The sequence below is a fragment of the Sphingomonas panni genome, assembly GCF_022664435.1.
Classification (GTDB): domain Bacteria; phylum Pseudomonadota; class Alphaproteobacteria; order Sphingomonadales; family Sphingomonadaceae; genus Sphingomonas; species Sphingomonas panni.
Genome location: NZ_JAKREU010000006.1, coordinates 160,181 through 177,507, shown reverse-complemented (window position 1 = coordinate 177,507; position 17,327 = coordinate 160,181). Strand labels below are relative to the sequence as shown.

General features: G+C 66.0%; 17 protein-coding genes. 16 read left to right on the top strand and 1 reads right to left on the bottom strand.

Annotation, left to right across the window (positions count from 1 at the left end; genetic code table 11):
- Positions 1-18 precede the first annotated feature (18 nt).
- Positions 19-1,143, bottom strand: coding sequence for a flavodoxin-dependent (E)-4-hydroxy-3-methylbut-2-enyl-diphosphate synthase (ispG, locus tag MF609_RS13135; RefSeq protein WP_242416744.1), 1,125 nt, complete (start codon positions 1,141-1,143; stop codon positions 19-21).
- Between the two features lie 84 nt (positions 1,144-1,227).
- Between ispG and MF609_RS13130 the strand changes: the two genes are divergently transcribed.
- The 16 genes from MF609_RS13130 to MF609_RS13055 all read left to right on the top strand — a co-directional run bounded on the left by MF609_RS13130 (position 1,228) and on the right by MF609_RS13055 (position 17,214).
- Positions 1,228-2,406 (top strand): acyltransferase family protein, encoded by a 1,179-nt coding sequence (locus MF609_RS13130; protein ID WP_242416743.1) that lies wholly within the window; start codon positions 1,228-1,230, stop codon positions 2,404-2,406.
- A gap of 37 nt (positions 2,407-2,443) precedes the next feature.
- Complete coding sequence (locus tag MF609_RS13125; protein ID WP_242416742.1) at positions 2,444-3,382, top strand: isoaspartyl peptidase/L-asparaginase family protein; 939 nt, start codon at positions 2,444-2,446, stop codon at positions 3,380-3,382.
- Complete coding sequence (gene gloA2 / locus MF609_RS13120) at positions 3,379-3,774, top strand: SMU1112c/YaeR family gloxylase I-like metalloprotein (RefSeq protein ID WP_419723079.1); 396 nt, start codon at positions 3,379-3,381, stop codon at positions 3,772-3,774. The genes MF609_RS13125 and gloA2 overlap by 4 nt, the downstream gene beginning before the upstream one ends.
- Before the next feature lie 45 nt (positions 3,775-3,819).
- Positions 3,820-4,662, top strand: coding sequence for a S1/P1 nuclease (locus MF609_RS13115; RefSeq protein WP_242416741.1), 843 nt, complete (start codon positions 3,820-3,822; stop codon positions 4,660-4,662).
- Between the two features lie 95 nt (positions 4,663-4,757).
- Positions 4,758-5,054, top strand: a complete 297-nt coding sequence (locus tag MF609_RS13110) for a hypothetical protein (RefSeq protein WP_242416740.1) — start codon at positions 4,758-4,760, stop codon at positions 5,052-5,054.
- A gap of 94 nt (positions 5,055-5,148) precedes the next feature.
- Complete coding sequence (locus MF609_RS13105; protein WP_242416739.1) at positions 5,149-6,834, top strand: GGDEF domain-containing protein; 1,686 nt, start codon at positions 5,149-5,151, stop codon at positions 6,832-6,834.
- Between the two features lie 63 nt (positions 6,835-6,897).
- Complete coding sequence (locus MF609_RS13100; protein ID WP_242416738.1) at positions 6,898-8,589, top strand: long-chain-fatty-acid--CoA ligase; 1,692 nt, start codon at positions 6,898-6,900, stop codon at positions 8,587-8,589.
- A 331-nt stretch (positions 8,590-8,920) separates the two neighbouring features.
- A complete protein-coding gene (gene miaB / locus MF609_RS13095; protein WP_242416737.1) occupies positions 8,921-10,228 on the top strand; it encodes a tRNA (N6-isopentenyl adenosine(37)-C2)-methylthiotransferase MiaB in 1,308 nt (435 codons plus the stop codon).
- Complete coding sequence (locus MF609_RS13090; RefSeq protein WP_242416736.1) at positions 10,225-10,797, top strand: hemerythrin domain-containing protein; 573 nt, start codon at positions 10,225-10,227, stop codon at positions 10,795-10,797. Before miaB ends, MF609_RS13090 begins: the two co-directional genes overlap by 4 nt.
- A 103-nt stretch (positions 10,798-10,900) precedes the next feature.
- The gene (locus MF609_RS13085) at positions 10,901-11,959 is read left to right on the top strand and encodes an NAD(P)-dependent alcohol dehydrogenase (protein WP_242416735.1); all 1,059 of its coding nucleotides are present in this window, start codon (positions 10,901-10,903) and stop codon (positions 11,957-11,959) included.
- A gap of 221 nt (positions 11,960-12,180) precedes the next feature.
- On the top strand, positions 12,181-13,182 hold the full coding sequence (locus MF609_RS13080) for a PhoH family protein (protein WP_242416734.1): 1,002 nt from the start codon (positions 12,181-12,183) through the stop codon (positions 13,180-13,182).
- A 52-nt stretch (positions 13,183-13,234) separates the two neighbouring features.
- The gene (locus MF609_RS13075) at positions 13,235-13,495 is read left to right on the top strand and encodes a type II toxin-antitoxin system VapB family antitoxin (protein ID WP_242416733.1); all 261 of its coding nucleotides are present in this window, start codon (positions 13,235-13,237) and stop codon (positions 13,493-13,495) included.
- Positions 13,492-13,887, top strand: a complete 396-nt coding sequence (locus tag MF609_RS13070; protein ID WP_242416732.1) for a type II toxin-antitoxin system VapC family toxin — start codon at positions 13,492-13,494, stop codon at positions 13,885-13,887. The genes MF609_RS13075 and MF609_RS13070 overlap by 4 nt, the downstream gene beginning before the upstream one ends.
- Positions 13,884-14,396, top strand: coding sequence for an rRNA maturation RNase YbeY (ybeY, locus tag MF609_RS13065; RefSeq protein ID WP_242416731.1), 513 nt, complete (start codon positions 13,884-13,886; stop codon positions 14,394-14,396). Before MF609_RS13070 ends, ybeY begins: the two co-directional genes overlap by 4 nt.
- A 10-nt stretch (positions 14,397-14,406) precedes the next feature.
- A complete protein-coding gene (locus MF609_RS13060; RefSeq protein WP_242416730.1) occupies positions 14,407-15,315 on the top strand; it encodes a hemolysin family protein in 909 nt (302 codons plus the stop codon).
- A gap of 555 nt (positions 15,316-15,870) precedes the next feature.
- Complete coding sequence (locus MF609_RS13055) at positions 15,871-17,214, top strand: PQQ-dependent sugar dehydrogenase (RefSeq protein ID WP_242416729.1); 1,344 nt, start codon at positions 15,871-15,873, stop codon at positions 17,212-17,214.
- Positions 17,215-17,327 lie beyond the last annotated feature (113 nt).

Genomic DNA, 17,327 nt, shown 5'->3' with positions numbered 1-17,327 from the left:
GATTGGTGAGGTCGAACTTTACGCCGCTGCCTGCGGCACCACGGCACTCGCCGCGTCGATCTCTGCCGCCTTGGCCTCGACCAGCTTGACGATATGGTCGATCATGTCGGCATCCTGCACATGATGGTCGGTGACCCCCGACAGATAGACCATGTGCTTGCCATTGCCGCCGCCGGTGATGCCGATGTCGGTTTCGCGCGCTTCGCCGGGGCCGTTGACGACGCAGCCCAGCACCGACAGCGACATCGGCGTCCGGATATGCTGCAGCCGCTCCTCCAGCGCCTGTACGGTGCGGATCACGTCGAAGCCCTGCCGCGCGCAGGACGGGCACGACACGACGCGCACGCCGCGATTGCGGATGCCCAGCGCCTTCAGGATCTCGAACCCGACGCGCACTTCCTCTTCCGGCTCGGCCGACAGCGACACGCGGATCGTGTCGCCGATCCCGAACCACAGCAGCGATCCGATGCCGATCGACGACTTGACCGTCCCGCCGACGAACCCACCCGCCTCGGTAATGCCAAGATGTAGCGGGCAGTCGACCATCTCGGCCAGCTGCTGATAGGCCGCGACCGCCAGGAACAGGTCGGATGCCTTCACCGCGACCTTGAATTCGTGGAAGTCATGGTCCTGCAACAGCTTGATATGGTCCATCGCCGACTCGACCAGCGCATCGGGGCACGGTTCGCCATATTTTTCGAGCAGGTGCTTTTCGAGGGAGCCGCCGTTCACGCCGATGCGGATCGCGCAGCCATTGGCCTTGGCGGCGCGGACGACTTCGGCGACGCGCTCGTTCGACCCGATATTGCCCGGATTGATCCGCAGGCACGCGGCACCTGCATCGGCGGCTTCCAGCGCGCGCTTGTAATGGAAATGGATGTCGGCGACGATCGGCACGCGGGCGGCGCGAGTGATCTGGCGCAGCGCGGCGGTGCTTTCGACGTCCGGGCACGACACGCGGATGATGTCTGCGCCCGCCTCTTCGCAGCGGCGGATCTGGTCGATCGTCGCCACCGCATCCGACGTGTCGGTGTTGGTCATCGTCTGCACCGTCACCGGGGCGTCACCGCCGACCGGCACATTGCCGACCATGATCTTGCGGCTCTGGCGGCGGTGGATATCGCGCCACGGGCGGATCGACATGAACAGTCTCGCTAACAATTGGGTTACTTCCTGCGCGATATAGCCCCGCAATGCGTCACGCGAAAGTCGAACGGAAAATCACAGTTGTCGGAAGGGGTTAGGACGGCATCATCGCGGCATTACGGGCTGGACTGGCTCCGTATCGCCGCGTTCGGCGTGCTGATCCTGTATCATATCGCGATGGCGTTCAGCCCATGGCACTGGGTCGTGACCACCGGCCATGCCTATCCGGCGCTGATCGCCCCGATGGCGGCCGTGACGCCCTGGCGGCTGGGCCTGCTGTTCGCGGTGTCGGGCTATGCCAGTGCGACGCTGGTGGCACGGGCGGTCAGCCCCGAGGCCTTTGTCGCCGAACGATCGCGCCGCCTGCTGATCCCGCTCATTTTCGCGATGCTGGCGATCGTACCCCTGGAAATGTGGGTCCGCGTGCTGGAGGGCGGTTACCCCCATGGCTATCTGCGCTTCTGGCTGGTCGATGGCTGGCGGGTCGGTACCTTCTACGGCGTCGAATTTCCCAGCTGGGAGCATTTGTGGTTCCTGGTCTATCTCTGGACCTATTCGCTGCTGCTTGCGGCGTTCGTCGCGACCGATGGCGCGGCGCGGCGGATGGACAGGATTGCGGCATGGCTGTCGCAAGGGAGCCGGCTGCTCTGGGCACCGATCGCGCTGATGACCGGGGTCCGCCTCGCCGCACTGTTCGTCGTACCGGAGGGGCAGGGGCTGCTGCACGACGTCGCCGGCCACTCGCAATATCTGCCGCTGTTCGCGCTCGGGTTCCTGATCGCGCGCCGACCGGCCCTGTGGCGATCACTCCATCGCCATGCCCGTGGCGCGATGCTGCTCGCGGTGCTCGCTGGCGGGATCGTCGTAACGGTCGAGCTGCAATATCCCGGCGACGTCGTGCCGCCGCACCTCGCCATGGCCGCCAACCGCGCGGCGCGGTCGGTCATGGCGTGGGCGATGGTGGTGACGTTGTTCCACCTTGCCGACCATTACCTCAACCGCGACCATCGTTGGCGCGGGTCGCTCGGTCGAGCGGTGTTTCCGGCCTATATCGTCCATCATCCGGTGATCGTGCTGGTGACCTGGTTCACCCTGCCGCTGGCGCTGGGGCCGTGGACGGAGGCCGCGCTGCTGCTCGCCGTCACGCTCGCCGCCTGCATCGCCGCCTACCTCCTTGCCCGCGCGGTACCAGGGTTGGGCACGCTGCTCGGTGTACCGGCCCCGGTGCGAAAGGGTGGCACGCGCGCGGCGATCTGCTAGGTCGACCGCCCCGCCCCCGCCCCCGCAGGACTTTGCCATGTCGATCGATTCCCCCCGCCCCTGGACGCTGCTGGTACATGGCGGTGCCGGTATCCTGACCCGCGAGACGGTGAGCGCCGAAACCGACGCCTCTGCCCGCGCCGGCCTCGACGCCGCGCTCGCCGCCGGGGAAGCCGTCCTTGCCGGCGGCGGCGACGCACTCGATGCGGTCGAGGCGGCGGTACGCGTGCTGGAGGACGACCCGACGTTTAATTCCGGGCGCGGCGCGGTGTTCACCTTCGAGGGCACGATAGAGCTGGACGCAGCGATCATGGACGGCCGCGACCGCTCCGCCGGTGCCGTCGCCGGCGTCACCGGCAGCCGCCATCCGGTCACCCTCGCGCGCGCGGTCAAGGACCACAGCCCCCATGTCCTGCTGTCCGGCAAGGGCGCAGACACCTTCGCAGCCGAACAGGGGATCGAGCCGGCGGATGCCGACTGGTTCATGACGCCGGAGCGTCGTGCGCAACTGGACGCGATGAAGGCGAATCCCGATGGCTGGTTCGACGTCGACATGAAATACGGCACGGTTGGTGCGGTCGCGGTCGACGCGGCTGGCCATGTCGCCGCCGCGACCTCGACCGGCGGGGTTACCGGCAAGCGCTGGGGCCGGATCGGCGATTCGCCGCTGATCGGGGCCGGCACCTATGCCGACGACCGCGCCTGCGCCATGTCGGCTACCGGGTCGGGCGAGTTCTTCATCCGCGTCGGCGTCGGGCATGAGATCGCCGCCCGCATCCGCTTCGCCGGCGAATCGATCCAGACCGCCGCCGATACGGTGCTGGCCGAAACGAAGGCGATGGGCGGCACCGGCGGCGTCATCGTGGTCGGCCCCGATGGCGATGCGACGTGGAGCCTGACCACCCCTGGCATGTTCCGCGGTCGCGTGACGCAGGGCAGTGCGCGCCGGGTCGCGATCTACGGCGACGAAGGATGAGCGGCCTGACCGGCCTGCACCACGTCGCGATCATCGCCTCGGACTATGACCGGTCCAAGGCGTTCTATGTCGAGGCGCTGGGCTTCGCGATCGTCCGCGAAGTGTGGCGCGCGGAGCGCCGGTCGTGGAAATGCGACCTGACCATCGACGGCGCGCAGATCGAACTCTTCACCTTTCCCGAAGCCCCGCCCCGCCCGTCCCGCCCGGAGGCACTGGGCCTGCGCCACCTCGCCTTCACCGTCGCCGACATCGACGCGGAGGTCGCGCGGCTGGCGATGCACGGCATCGAATGCGAGCCGATCCGCATCGACGAACATACCGGGCAGCGCTTTACCTTCTTCGCCGATCCCGACGGCCTGCCGCTCGAACTCTACGAAACACGTCGCGCATAATCCTGCGCGCTTGCGGCGGCGGGCGAACCGAGTAATCCGGACGGCATGATTCGCCGCCTGCTCCTCGCGCTCGCCTGCCTGTTCGCCACCTCGCCGGCCTATGCCTATTGGGAATTCGGCCATGAAAGCGTGGCGACGATCGCGCGCCTGAACGTCAGGCCGGAAACCCGCAGGGCGATCGAGCGCATCCTGAAGCATCAGGCGCTGCTCGAAACCCCGTCCTGCCCGGCACGCACCATCGAGGAAGCGAGCGTGTGGGCCGATTGCGTGAAGCCGCTCGGCGAACGCTTCAGCTATGCCTATTCGTGGCATTACCAGAATATCGACGTGTGTAAGCCGTTCGACCTGAAATCGGCGTGCAAGGACGGCAATTGCGTGTCGGCGCAGGTCGAACGCGACGTGAAGATGCTCAGGGACCCGAAGGTCCCGATGCGCGAAAAGGTTATGGCGCTGGCCTTCCTCGTCCATTTCGTCGGCGACCTGCACATGCCGCTCCATGCCGGCGATCGGGGTGACCTGGGCGGCAATCGGGTCCGGGCGGATTATGGTGCCTATGGCCCGGAACGCTTCAACCTGCATTCGATCTGGGACGGTCCGCTCGCCGAACGGGCGATCACCACCCCGCCGTCGATCCTGCGCACTTATACCGCCGCCGAACGCGCGCCGGTACAGGCGGGCAGCGTCGAGGACTGGAGCCGCGACAGCTGGGAAGTCAGCCGCGACTATGCCTATGCCCCCGCCTTCGGTGGCGACGCCTGCGCGCCCAAGAGCAACGCGCGGGTCAAGCTGGACGATGCGACCATCGCCCGGCTGGTACCGATCGCACAGGATCAGGTGAAGAAGGGCGGCCTGCGCCTCGCCCGGCTGCTCGACGAAGCGCTGGGCTGATACCGACGCGCGGCCATTGCGCCGCGCGCCGTCCCGTGTCAGCTTGGCCCCCGAAGGACGACCGCGATCACGCGGCGCACGATTTTGGGGGTAGGATGCGACTTTACGCGACGATGGCGGCGGCGATGCTGCTTGCGGGCTGCGGTTTCGGCCCGGCGACCGGAGGCCCGGAACTGCTGGTGACCGGCAATAGCGAGGCCGTGGCGGCCTTCGTGCGGCAACAGGGTGCACAAATCCCCAGCCGGGCGACGACCTTTCCCCAATCGATCGGCAATGGCCGCTCCAGCGCGCGGGTGTTGATGCCGGTCGATGCCGGTGCGGCGACGGTACGAGCGGTGGCGCGACAGGCGAACGTTGCCGGATTGACCATAGCGATGGTCGCCGACCGCTAGGAATCCGGGACCGGTCGATGACTCGCTCCGGCCTTCGCGACGAACCGAAGCCGGAATTAACCATTTGTTTTTCGTGAGGTGCCAAGCCGGACACATGATCCGGTTCGGTCGCACGCTGTGGTTGACGCTGATGTTGGCGATCGGCTTGCTGTGCGTGCCGCCGGCCCATGCGCAGATCGGTACCATCGGCAATGTCGGACGCGCCCTGGCCGTCTGCGTCAGCCGGGTCCAGCCGGGCGATACGGTTCGTAGGATGTTCGCCCGACCGGAACGCTTCGACTGCACGACCTCGCAATCCGCCATGGGCCCGGGCGATTACTGGGTGCTGTCCGAACCGCTTCCGCCCCCGGCCGATGCCAACGCCGCGATCCGTGTGCGGCAGGTCAGCCTGTGGCAGCGGCAGACGGGACTTTACGCGCTGGCGGCCGATGGCCGGATCGCCGGACAGATCGCCGATGAATTCGGCATCGGCCGGCGGCTGAAGCTGGGTGCGGTGATCGATCATCGCTTCGTGCCGCATGGCGCGCCGTTCACCCGGCTGCTGTGGCGCATAGACGGAGCCGGCAACCTGCGCGGCATCGTGCTGGGGCCGAAGATCGCGACCGATGCGGACAGCATCCGCTCCGATATCCTGCTTGCCGCGCTCTATTCCGCGTTCGCAGGGCTCGCGCTGGGCCTGCTGGTCTACAATCTGGCGCTGTGGCGGGTGCTCAACCACGATTTCCAGCTCGCCTATTGCGGATTGCTGGGATGCCTGCTGCTCTACGCGCTCAGTTCGTCCGGTGCGCTGGCGTGGCTGTTGCCCGATATGTCCAACAACCGGCGTATCCTGTTCAGCTACATGATGTTGTGCGGCGGCATGGCGACCGCGCTGACCTTCTGCGCCTTTTTCTTCGAAGCGCGCGTGCTGGACGGTGCACCGATCCGGGCGATGCGCGGATTCATCGTCATCTTCTGCGTGCTCGTCGTCCTGTTTGCAGCATTGGGCGCACAATGGATCGCCCCGCTCGACCGGATTTTCTCGGTGACGATGCTGCTGTCGCCGGTCGCGGTACTGGCGGCGCTGGTCCGCGCATGGCGGCGGCACAGCATGTACCTGTCGCTGTTCGCGCTCAGCTGGGCCGCACCGCTGGTGATGCTGGTCGCCCGGTCGCTCTATAATCTCGGCCTCGTGCCGTGGAATTTCTGGGTCGATAATTCGACGATCTTGGCGATGAGCGCGGAAACGCTGCTGGCGAGTGTCGCGATCGCGTACCGCATGCGGATGTTGAGTCATGAACGCGACGAAGCGGTCCGGCAGGAGGCGATCAGCCGCGAACTGGCCGATACCGATCCGCTGACCGGGCTGCTCAACCGCCGCGCCTTTCTTGCCCGCGCGGTGCCGTCCGATGGCCCGCGCACACTGATGCTGTTCGATATCGACCATTTCAAGCAGGTCAACGACACGATCGGCCATGACGGCGGCGACGAGGTGCTGCGCCTGTTCGCCCGCACGCTGCGCTATCACGCGCCACCCGGCGTCCTGGTTGCGCGCATGGGGGGTGAGGAGTTCGCGCTGCTCGGCGAGGAAGCACAGATGCCCGACGTCGATGTGATTCTGTCCAGCGTGCGGGCGGTGCGCCTGCCCTTCGACCTGCGCATGACCACCAGCATCGGTATCTGCCACGGGCCGCTGAGCGACGACAATGACTGGAAGCGATTGTACCGGCGGGCCGACAAGGCGCTGTTCGAGGCCAAGGCAGCGGGTCGGGATCGTGCCGGTCGTGCCCTCGCCGCCTGACAGCAATTACTTGTAACGCAACTCGGCTTGCACGATCCGCAACCGTTGCTTACACCTATGTCAATGAGCAGCGCCGCCCCCGTCCTCGACCGCTACGCCCACCCCGTCGCATGGGACACGCCGCTGCCGCCGATGTCGATGGTGACCCTGTTCGAGGAATCAGCCGCGCGGCGCGGCGACGCCCCGTTGATCGACTTTCTCGGACGGCATTACAGCTATGCCGAAACGAAGGGCGGCGCAGACCGGGTGGCCTGTGGCCTAGCCGCCATGGGCTATGGTCCGGGCGACCGCATCGGGCTGTTCCTGCCCAACGTGCCGCATTATGTCGCGGCCTATTACGGCATCCTGAAACTGGGAGCGACGGTGGTGAATTTCTCGCCGCTCTACACGGCGCAGGAACTGGCCGCGCAGGTCGAGGATTCGGGCACGAAGCTGCTCTTCACCCTGTCCGCCTCCGCGCTGTTGCCGACCGCGCTGAAGGTGCTGGAGAACAGCTCGCTCGAACGGCTGGTCGTGGGATCGGTCGCGGGCGCACTGCCGCCGGCCAAGTCGCTCTTCTATCGCTGGTTCCGATCGAAGGAGGTCACGCCACGCCCCGCCGACCCGCGTGTCACCGCCTTTTCCGCGCTGATCGCCAATGACGGCGGCTGCGGCGCGCCGACCATCGACCCGGAACGCGACCTCGCGCTGATCCAATATACCGGCGGCACCACCGGCAGCCCCAAGGGCGCGATGCTCAGCCACGCCAATCTGTCGGCCAACGCGCGACAGGTCGCGTGGCTCGACCCCGATGGCCCGAATGCCTGCGAACGCATCGTCGGCGCGCTGCCGATGTTCCACGTCTTCGCCAATACCTGCGTCCTCAACCGCACGGTCGTGACCGGCGGTGAGATCGTGATGCTGCCGCGCTTCGACGCCGGACAGGTGCTGGCCGCGATCACCCGCACCCGCGCCACCGCGATGCCGGGCGTGCCTACCATGTATCGCGCGCTGCTCGACCATCCGCGCCTCGCCGAGACCGATTTTTCCTCGCTGCGCTTCTGTATTTCGGGCGGCGCACCGATGCCGCCCGAACTGAAGGAACGGTTCGAGGCCGCGACGAAGGCGACATTGGTCGAGGGATATGGCCTGTCCGAAAGCTCGGGCGTGGTGTCGTGCAACCCTTATGCCGGCCCCCAACAGCCCGGCAGCATCGGCCAGCCGATCGCCGGAACCCGCGTGCGGCTGGTCGACAAGGAAGACCCGACCCGACCTGCGCCGGAGGGCGAACCGGGCGAGATCGTGGTGGCCGGGCCGCAGATCATGTGCGGATACTGGCATCGCCCCGATACCGACGACACGACCTTCTGCACCGACGCCGACGGCACGAAATGGCTGCGCACCGGCGATGTCGGAACGATCGATGCCGATGGCTTCGTCCGTATCGTCGACCGGTTGAAGGACATGATCGCGGTCGGCGGGTTCAAGGTGTTCCCGAGTGAGATCGAACGCATCCTCTACCACCATCCCGCCATCCGTGAGGCGCTGGTCGTCGGCCTGCCCAACGACTATCGCGGCGAAAGCCCGCACGCCTATGTCACTTTGACCGAGGATGCGGACGTGACCGGCGAGGCGCTGAAGGCCTGGCTCAACCCGCAACTCGGCAAGCATGAGCGGGTGGACGAGGTGGTCGTCCGCCTGGCGCTGCCCAAGACGATGATAGGGAAGCTGAGCCGCAAGGACCTGATCGCCGAGGTGCTGGCGGAACGGGTCTGACTTCATCCCCGGGTCTCGCTTGTTTTCGTTTTCACGCGAAGGCGCGAAGGCGCGGAGAGAAGAAGTTAGATTTCGCGCAGAGACGCGGAGACGCAGAGGAGAACTGTAGAGCAGGCCGGCACAGCCTGTCCGGCGAAGCCTCTCGCGTGCCGCGCTGGAAATGGAGAGCCGCTATCGCGGCGACCACCAATCCTCCGCGTCTCTGCGTCTCTGCGTCTCTGCGCGAACCAATCCCTTCTTCTCTCCGCGCCTTCGCGCCTTCGCGCCTTCGCGTGAAAACGAAATTCCGCAACCCTTCCGACCTTCGCCCAAATCCGGTAAGGGCGCGGGCATGACCACCCCCAAAACCTTCCACGTCAAATCGTTCGGCTGCCAGATGAACGTCTATGACGGTGAACGCATGGCCGAACTGATGGCGGCGCAGGGCATGACCGCGACCGACGACGCCAATGCCGCCGATCTGGTGGTACTGAATACATGTCATATCCGCGAAAAGGCGACGGAAAAGGTCTATTCGGATATCGGGCGCCTGCGCAAACACGGGTCCGACCCGATGATCGCCGTCGCCGGCTGCGTGGCGCAGGCCGAGGGCGAGGAAATCGTCCGCCGGGCAAAGGTCGATGTGGTCGTCGGTCCGCAGGCCTATCACAACCTGCCGAAGCTGGTGGCGGACGCGGCGGCGGGTAAGCCGGCGCTCGATACCGACATGCCGCCTGAATCGAAGTTCGGGCATCTTCCCGTGCGCCGCCGCAGCGGCCCTTCGGCGTTCCTGACCGTGCAGGAAGGATGCGACAAATTCTGCACCTATTGCGTCGTTCCCTATACGCGCGGGGCGGAGATCAGCCGCTCCTTCGCGCGGATTCTCGACGAGGCGAAAGCGCTGATCGACGGCGGTGCGCGCGAAATCACGCTGCTGGGACAGAACGTCAACGCCTGGACCGATGCCGATGGCCGCGGCCTCGACGCGCTGATCCGCGAACTGGATCGCCTGCCCGCGCTGGAGCGTATCCGCTATACCACCAGCCATCCCAACGACATGACGCAGGGACTGATCGACGCGCATGGGGATGTCGAGAAGCTGATGCCGTTCCTGCATCTGCCGGTACAGGCCGGGAGCGACCGCGTGCTGAAGGCGATGAACCGCAGCCATACCGCCGACAGCTATCTGCGCCTGCTCGACCGCGTACGCGCCGTCCGTCCCGACATCGCGCTGTCGGGCGACTTCATCGTCGGTTTCCCCGGAGAAACAGAGGCGGAGTTTCAGGAGACGCTGCGGCTGGTCGATACGGTCGGCTATGCGCAGGCGTACAGCTTCAAATACTCGCCCCGGCCCGGCACCCCCGCCGCCGACATGGCCGGCGAAGTGCCGATGGAGGTGATGGACGACCGGCTGCAACGGTTGCAGGCATCGCTGCTGCGCGATCAGAAGGCGTTCAACGATGCAGCCATCGGCCGCACCTGCCACGTGCTGGTCGAACGTGCCGGGCGCCATGCCGGGCAGATGCTGGGCAAGTCGCCCTGGCTGCAATCGGTCCATTTCGACACTGACGCCCGCATCGGCGACATGGTCGAGGTTGAGATCGTCGCCGCCGGTCCGGTGTCGCTGTCTGGGATCGAACGGATGCGGGCAGCCGCGTGAGCGACCCGCTCTCATTAGGGTCGCGCGACGGGATTTCCGACGAGATCGCCTATCTGCGCTCTGCCTATCCGAAGGGTGACTGGGCGAAACACGTGAATTTCGGGCAGCTATGCGACTTCTGGCTGAACGTCCACCAGTCGCTGCGCAGCGAAGGAGCTGCGGTCGAGCGGATCATCGCCGATTTCCGCGAAGGCCGCATGGACGCGCCGGTCTTTCCGCATCGCTTCGTGCCCGCGCTCAACCAGTTTCTGGGGCACCTCGACGGGCATCACCGGATCGAGGACGCGGTCTATTTCCCGAAGTTCCGCGCACTGGACCGGCGGATGGAACGCGGTTTCGACCTGCTGGAGGCCGATCATCATGCAATCCACGACGCGCTGGAAACCACGGTCAACAGCGCTCGTGGCCTGCTCGCCAGCCTGTCCCACCCGAACCGCGACATCCGTGCCGCCGACACCCACGCCGATCATGCCGCAATGCTGACCCGGTTGCTGCTGCGCCATCTGGCGGACGAGGAGGAGCTGGTAATCCCCGCGATGCTCGAACATGGCGAGCGCCGCGTCGGCTGAACGCTTCGCCAGATAAATCAGAAACTTGATACAATATATCTGCAACCAAATTGCCGTGGCGGCATTGCACGTCGCGGAATTCTCTGATTCACGGAACCCCAACATGACGACCCCCGCCAAGGGCTACGCCGCGCAGTCGGCCGACGCCAAGCTTGCTCCCTTCTCGTTCGAGCGTCGCGATCCCCAGCCGAGCGACGTCGCGATCGACATCCGCTATTGCGGCGTGTGCCATAGCGACCTGCACACCGCCCGCGGCGAATGGCCGGGCACGCTCTATCCCTGCGTTCCGGGGCATGAGATCGTCGGCACCGTCACCGCCGTCGGCAGCGACGTAACCAAGTTCGTCGTCGGCGACACGGTTGGCGTCGGCTGCATGGTCGATAGCTGCGGGCAGTGCCCGTCCTGCCATGAGGGCGAGGAGCAATATTGCACCGGCACGGGCTTCGTCGGCACCTATAACGGTCCCGATCCGGTGCTGGGTGGCCATACGTTCGGCGGTTATTCGGACCATATCGTCGTCGACCAGGACTTCGTGTTGAAGATCCGCCATGACGAAGGCGACCTTGCCGCCGTCGCGCCACTGCTGTGCGCCGGCATCACCACCTATTCGCCGCTGAAGCATTGGAGCGTCGGGCCGGGGCAGAAGGTCGGCATCGTGGGCCTGGGCGGTCTGGGCCATATGGGCGTGAAGATCGCGGCGGCGATGGGGGCCGAGGTGTATGTCTTCTCGACCTCGCCCAACAAGCGCGACGATGCGATCCGGCTGGGGGCGAAGGACCTGATCGTGTCGAAGGACGCCGACGCGATGGGGACGCACGCCGGCAGCTTCGACTTCATCCTGAACACGGTCGCTGCCGCCCATGACCTCGACCAGTTTCTGGGGCTGCTCAAGCGCGACGGCACGATGACCCTGGTGGGCGTGCCGGAAACGCCGCACCCGTCGCCTTCGGTCGGCACGCTCGTCTTCGGTCGCCGTTCGCTGGCCGGCTCGCTGATCGGCGGTATCGCCGAGACGCAGGAGATGCTCGATTTCTGCAACAAGCATGGCCTCACCGCCGATATCGAGATGATTGACATGGCCGATATCGAATCGGGTTATGACCGGATGCAGAAGAGCGACGTGAAGTATCGCTTCGTCATCGACATGGCGACGCTCGGCTGATGCCGCTTGGGGGATGTTCGGCCGACCGATATCCCCCATCCAATTATCGCTGTCCCGCCGCGTCCGGCTCTGCCACAATCGCCCGCGATGCAGTCGCGCCGCCCCTGGCTCCCCTTTCCGCCTTCGTGCGTTGAACGGGTGATGCGCGACCTTCATACCATCACCATGTTCCTCCCCGGCCGGGCGCACCTTGCGTTCCGGCCGTTTCGCGAAAGGATCGCATGAGCCGCAAGCCCGTTCCCGCCCAAGCCGGTCAGCGCGCCCGCGCCGAAATCAGCTTCGACAAGCCGCAACTCCTGTCCCGCCTGTTCGGCGAATTCGACGCCAATCTGCTGGCACTGGAGGAACGGCTGGGTGTCTATATCACCGCGCGAGGTGATCGGGTCGGGATAGAGGGATCGGCGGAGGCCGTGGCCCATGCCCGCGAAGTGCTGAACGAACTGCACCGCCGCATCCTGCGCGGCGAAGAGGTCGATCCCGGCCTGATCGACGCGGTGATCGCCATGTCGTCGCAGCCGGCGCTCGACGGTATCTTCCGCGCGGAAAGCGGTCAGGGCGCGCCGTCGATCATGATCCGGACCCGCAAGAAGACGATCGTGCCGCGCACCGTCGCGCAAGCCAGCTACATGCACCAGTTGCTGTCCAACGACATCATCTTCGCGCTGGGGCCGGCGGGTACCGGCAAGACCTATATCGCCGTCGCGCAGGCGGTGGCGCAGCTCATCACCGGCAGCGTCCAGCGTCTGATCCTCTCGCGCCCGGCGGTGGAGGCGGGCGAGAAACTCGGCTTCCTGCCCGGCGACATGAAGGAGAAGGTCGATCCCTATCTCCGCCCGCTCTACGACGCCCTGAACGACTGCCTGCCCGCCGAACAGGTCGAACGCCGCATCCTGTCGGGCGAGATCGAGATCGCTCCGATCGCTTTCATGCGCGGCCGGACGCTGGCCGACGCGTTCGTCATCCTCGACGAGGCCCAGAATACCACGCCCGCGCAGATGAAGATGTTCCTCACCCGCTTCGGCCAGAACAGCCGCATGGTCGTATGCGGCGATCCGAACCAGACCGACCTTCCCGGCGGCGTGCAGGCATCGGGCTTGGCGGATGCGACCAATCGGCTGGAGGGGATCGAAGGCATCGCGTTCGCCCGCTTCGGTGCCGGCGACGTGGTGCGCCATCCGATCGTCGGGCGCATCGTCGAGGCCTATGAGGGCAAGGATGCTTGATGCGGAGTATATCCCGCATTAGCTTGCGGGATATACTGTTGCGGAGGTCGTGATGGCGTCGCTGTATATCAAGGATCCGGAAACCGCTGCGGCAGTCGCGCGCGTCGCCAAACGGCTCGGCACGAGCAAGACTCAGGTCGTGCGCGACGCCATCCGCCGGGTCGAGGATGATCTCGAGAAGGCCACCCGCCGCCAGGACCTGCGCGAATGGATGCGGGAGTATCGCGAAAAGCACCCACTCCCGCCGCCGACCGGACTGAAAGCGGACAAGGCCTTCTACGACTGGTTATCGGGCGAGGAAGACGATTTTTGACCCTGTTCGTTGATGCGTCGGCGCTGGTCGCGATGATCGCTGGCGAACCGGACGGCGAAGCACTGATGGTTCGGCTGATGGCCGATCCCGACCCGCTTTGGTCGGCAATGACCGAATGGGAAACCGTTCTGGCATTATGCCGGTCCTATCGCTACCAGATCGAGCGCGCCCGACAAGAGGTGCGCGATACCGCGACGGCTGCGGCATTGCGCCGCGTGGACATCGGGAACGACGAATCGCAGGTCGCACTCGATGCCTACGCCCGCTACGGCAAGGGCCGCCACGACGCGAAACTCAACATGGGCGATTGCTTCGCCTATGCCTGCGCCCGTACCAACAATGCCGCTTTGCTCTACAAGGGCGACGATTTCGCAAGGACCGACCTTAGATGATCGACATCGCCGTACAGGCAGAGGCCGACTGGCCGCAGGACCTCGACTGGGAGGCGCTGGCCACCCGCGCCGCCACCGCCGCGATCGGCCGCACGCCGCAGGGTGTCTGGCTGACCGACCCCGCCATGATCGAGGTGGCGATCCGGCTCACGTCGGATGAAGAAGTCCACACGCTCAACCGGCAATATCGGCAGAAGGACAAGCCGACCAACGTCCTCTCCTTTCCCATGATCCAGCCCGACCTGCTCGATACCGTCACGCAGAACAGCGACGATGGCGAGGTGCTGCTGGGCGATATCGTGCTGGCGCATGGCGTCTGTGCCGCGGAAGCGGAGGAACGCGGCATTTCCGTTGGCGATCACGCCACGCACCTGATTGTCCATGGCTGCCTGCATTTGCTAGGCCATGACCATCAAAATGATGCCGAGGCGGAAGCCATGGAGGCGATCGAGCGTTCCACGCTCGCCGAACTCGGCCTGCACGATCCCTATCCCGTTACAGAGGACTGACACGACCATCATGGCCGACGTTTCGACCAGCACCGCGCCCGGCGACAGTAGCAGCTCCGAAGGGGGCATATGGCGGGGCCTGCGCTCGCTGATCTTCGGCACCGACGCCAGCGAGACGCTGCGCGAACGGATCGAGGAGGTCATCGCAGCGCATGAGGACGAAAACGATGCGCCGGTCGCGGGGGATTTGTCGCCGATCGAGCGGAAGATGTTGCGCAACATCCTGCATTTCGGCGAGCGTGACGCGGGCGACATGGGCGTGCCGCGTGCCGACATCGTCGCGCTGGAGGAGAATACCCCCTTCGCCGACGTCGTGAAGCTGTTCGCCGAGGCCGGGCACAGCCGCCTGCCGGTCTATCGCGAGAAGCTGGATACCATCGTCGGCATGGTCCATGTGAAGGACGTGTTCGCGATCCTTGCCAAGGGGGAGGAACACCCCCCGACCGCGATCAGCCTGCTGCGGCAACCGCTCTATGTCCCGCAGTCGATGGGCACGCTCGACCTGCTCGCGCAGATGCAAGCGAGCCGCACCCACCTCGCCATCGTGCTGGACGAATATTCAGGCACCGATGGCCTCATCACCATCGAGGACCTGGTCGAGGAGATCGTCGGCGCGATCGAGGACGAGCATGACGAGGCGCCGACCGACCTGTTCGTGCCCTTGGACGGTGGCGCATGGGAGGCCGATGCCCGTGCCGAGCTGGAAGATGCCGCCGAACTGATCGACCCGCGCCTGGGCGAGGTCGAGGAGGATGTCGAGACGCTGGGCGGCCTTGCCTTCGTTCTGGCGGGGGAAGTGCCGAAACAGGGCGCGTGCCTCGATCATCCCTCGGGCTGGCGGATCGAGATCGTTGCCGCCGACACCCGCCGGGTCCTCCGCCTGCGGCTGCACCCGCCACTTCCGACGATCGAGGAATAGGCGTCGCTCGCCGCAAGCCCGGCACTTTGCGCGCGTCAGGGTGCCGTGTGGTCCGCGGCGGAGGCCCGACACGCTGCGTTACGAGCGCCAAGCGGAATTGCATCAGGCCAAGGACCGGGATGCCGTGCCGATGGTGCAATGAACGCGCCGGTCCGTACGTCATTCTACACCCAGGCGATTGAACGGGCATAACCACGTAGTGCGGCGCGGTTGCGGGCAGACGCCCGTTCACTACCATCGGCGGCGCCCCCTCGTTGGCCGCTACTGATCGCTCCAGCCGATTACATTCGGAAAAATTCCGAATTTCCACGATGCCGCGATTTCGACGTATTGATTATGTACGCAATCGAATGAAGCGCGACTCCGGTTTCAGCTGAAACCAGAGCTTGAGGCGGGATCATCGCCTTCGCACCGGATCGGATGGAGTCGCGGACACGCGGCGCAGACCATGGTCGCGCCCGCCCGACTGCAGCCGACGGGCCGCCGATGTTACTCCCTTGGCATCGGCGGCCCTTTTCGCTTTTCGGACCGGTGGCGCGGCTGTATCCCCATGCCATGCGCAAACATGCCGTCCGTTTCGGAATCGTCCTGCTCGTCCTGATCGCGGGACTGGTCTTCTATCTCACCCGCCCCGACCGGGCACAGTTGAGCGAGAACGCCGTTGCCGGCCGTGCGCCGCAACTGTCGCAGGTCCGCAAGCAGACGATCCCGACCGTCCGCATCGCCGAGCCGACCGGCTGGAAGGACGGCCAGACCCCGACCGCGCCGGCCGGATTGCAGGTGCAGGCATTCGCCAAGGGCCTCGACCATCCGCGCTGGCTCTACCGCCTCGCCAATGGTGACGTGCTGGTCGCGGAAACCAACAGCCCCCCGCGCGAAGGCGGCGGCATCACCGGCTGGTTCATGCGGTTGTTCATGGACAAGGCAGGCGCCGGCAGCCCGTCGGCCAACCGCATCACCCTGTTGCGCGACGCCAATGGCGACGGCGTGGCGGAGGGACGCTCGACGCTGCTCAGCGGGTTGAACTCGCCGTTCGGCATGGCGGTGGTCGGCGACTGGCTGTACGTGGCCAATACCGATGCGCTGGTCCGCTACCCCTTCCGTGTCGGGCAGACCCGCATCACCGCCAGCGCGGAAAAGATCGTCGACCTGCCCGGTGGCGGCAATCACTGGGCGCGCAATGTCGTCGCCGATCCCGATGGCAAGTCGCTCTATGTCAGCGTCGGCTCTGCCTCCAACATCGCCGAAAACGGGCTGGAGATCGAAAAGAACCGGGCCGCGATCTGGCAGGTCGATCCGGTCAAGAAGACGTTCCGCATCTATGCCGCGGGGTTACGCAACGCGAACGGCATGGCGTTCGAACCGCGGACCAAGGATTTGTGGGCAGTCGTCAACGAACGCGACATGCTGGGATCGGACATGCCGCCCGATTACCTGACCAAGGTCGAGTTCGGCGGCAATTATGGATGGCCGTGGCATTATTGGGGCGGTTACATCGACGACCGCGTCCAGCCGCAGCGTCCCGACCTGCGCCAATATGTCGCCCGCCCCGACTATGCGCTGGGCGCGCATGTCGCCCCGCTCGGCCTCGCCTTCACCGGCGACATGCGGCTGGGCGACCGCTTCGCCAATGGCGCGGTCATCGGCCTGCACGGGTCGTGGAACCGCGTGCCGCCATCGGGCTACAAGGTGATCTACGTCCCCTTCGCCGCCGATGGCAGCTTCCCGGCCAAGGATGCGAAGCCGGTCGACCTGCTGGCCGGGTTCCTGTCCGCCGATGGCAAGGAAGCGTTCGGCCGACCGGTGGGCGTCATCGCCGACCGCACCGGCGCGATGCTGGTCGCGGACGATGTCGGCAACGTGATCTGGCGGGTCAGCCAACCGCTGTCGGCGCGCTGATCCGCACGCCGCCCTTTTCCCAGGCGTGCCCCCAGCGCAGGCCGGGGTCTTTCTCGGCTCCTGCGGCGAGCTATAACCGGGAGACCCCAGCCTGCGCTGAGGTGACGCTCGGG

Coding starts and splice junctions, on each gene's coding strand:
- MF609_RS13060 (WP_242416730.1), top strand. CDS start 14,407: ATGGCCGACGTTTCGACCAGCACCGCGCCCGGCGACAGTAGCAGCTCC.
- MF609_RS13075 (WP_242416733.1), top strand. CDS start 13,235: ATGGCGTCGCTGTATATCAAGGATCCGGAAACCGCTGCGGCAGTCGCG.
- ybeY (WP_242416731.1), top strand. CDS start 13,884: ATGATCGACATCGCCGTACAGGCAGAGGCCGACTGGCCGCAGGACCTC.
- MF609_RS13080 (WP_242416734.1), top strand. CDS start 12,181: ATGAGCCGCAAGCCCGTTCCCGCCCAAGCCGGTCAGCGCGCCCGCGCC.
- MF609_RS13100 (WP_242416738.1), top strand. CDS start 6,898: ATGAGCAGCGCCGCCCCCGTCCTCGACCGCTACGCCCACCCCGTCGCA.
- MF609_RS13125 (WP_242416742.1), top strand. CDS start 2,444: ATGTCGATCGATTCCCCCCGCCCCTGGACGCTGCTGGTACATGGCGGT.
- MF609_RS13055 (WP_242416729.1), top strand. CDS start 15,871: ATGCGCAAACATGCCGTCCGTTTCGGAATCGTCCTGCTCGTCCTGATC.
- miaB (WP_242416737.1), top strand. CDS start 8,921: ATGACCACCCCCAAAACCTTCCACGTCAAATCGTTCGGCTGCCAGATG.
- MF609_RS13110 (WP_242416740.1), top strand. CDS start 4,758: ATGCGACTTTACGCGACGATGGCGGCGGCGATGCTGCTTGCGGGCTGC.
- gloA2 (WP_419723079.1), top strand. CDS start 3,379: ATGAGCGGCCTGACCGGCCTGCACCACGTCGCGATCATCGCCTCGGAC.
- MF609_RS13115 (WP_242416741.1), top strand. CDS start 3,820: ATGATTCGCCGCCTGCTCCTCGCGCTCGCCTGCCTGTTCGCCACCTCG.
- MF609_RS13085 (WP_242416735.1), top strand. CDS start 10,901: ATGACGACCCCCGCCAAGGGCTACGCCGCGCAGTCGGCCGACGCCAAG.
- MF609_RS13105 (WP_242416739.1), top strand. CDS start 5,149: ATGATCCGGTTCGGTCGCACGCTGTGGTTGACGCTGATGTTGGCGATC.
- ispG (WP_242416744.1), bottom strand. CDS start 1,143: ATGTCGATCCGCCCGTGGCGCGATATCCACCGCCGCCAGAGCCGCAAG.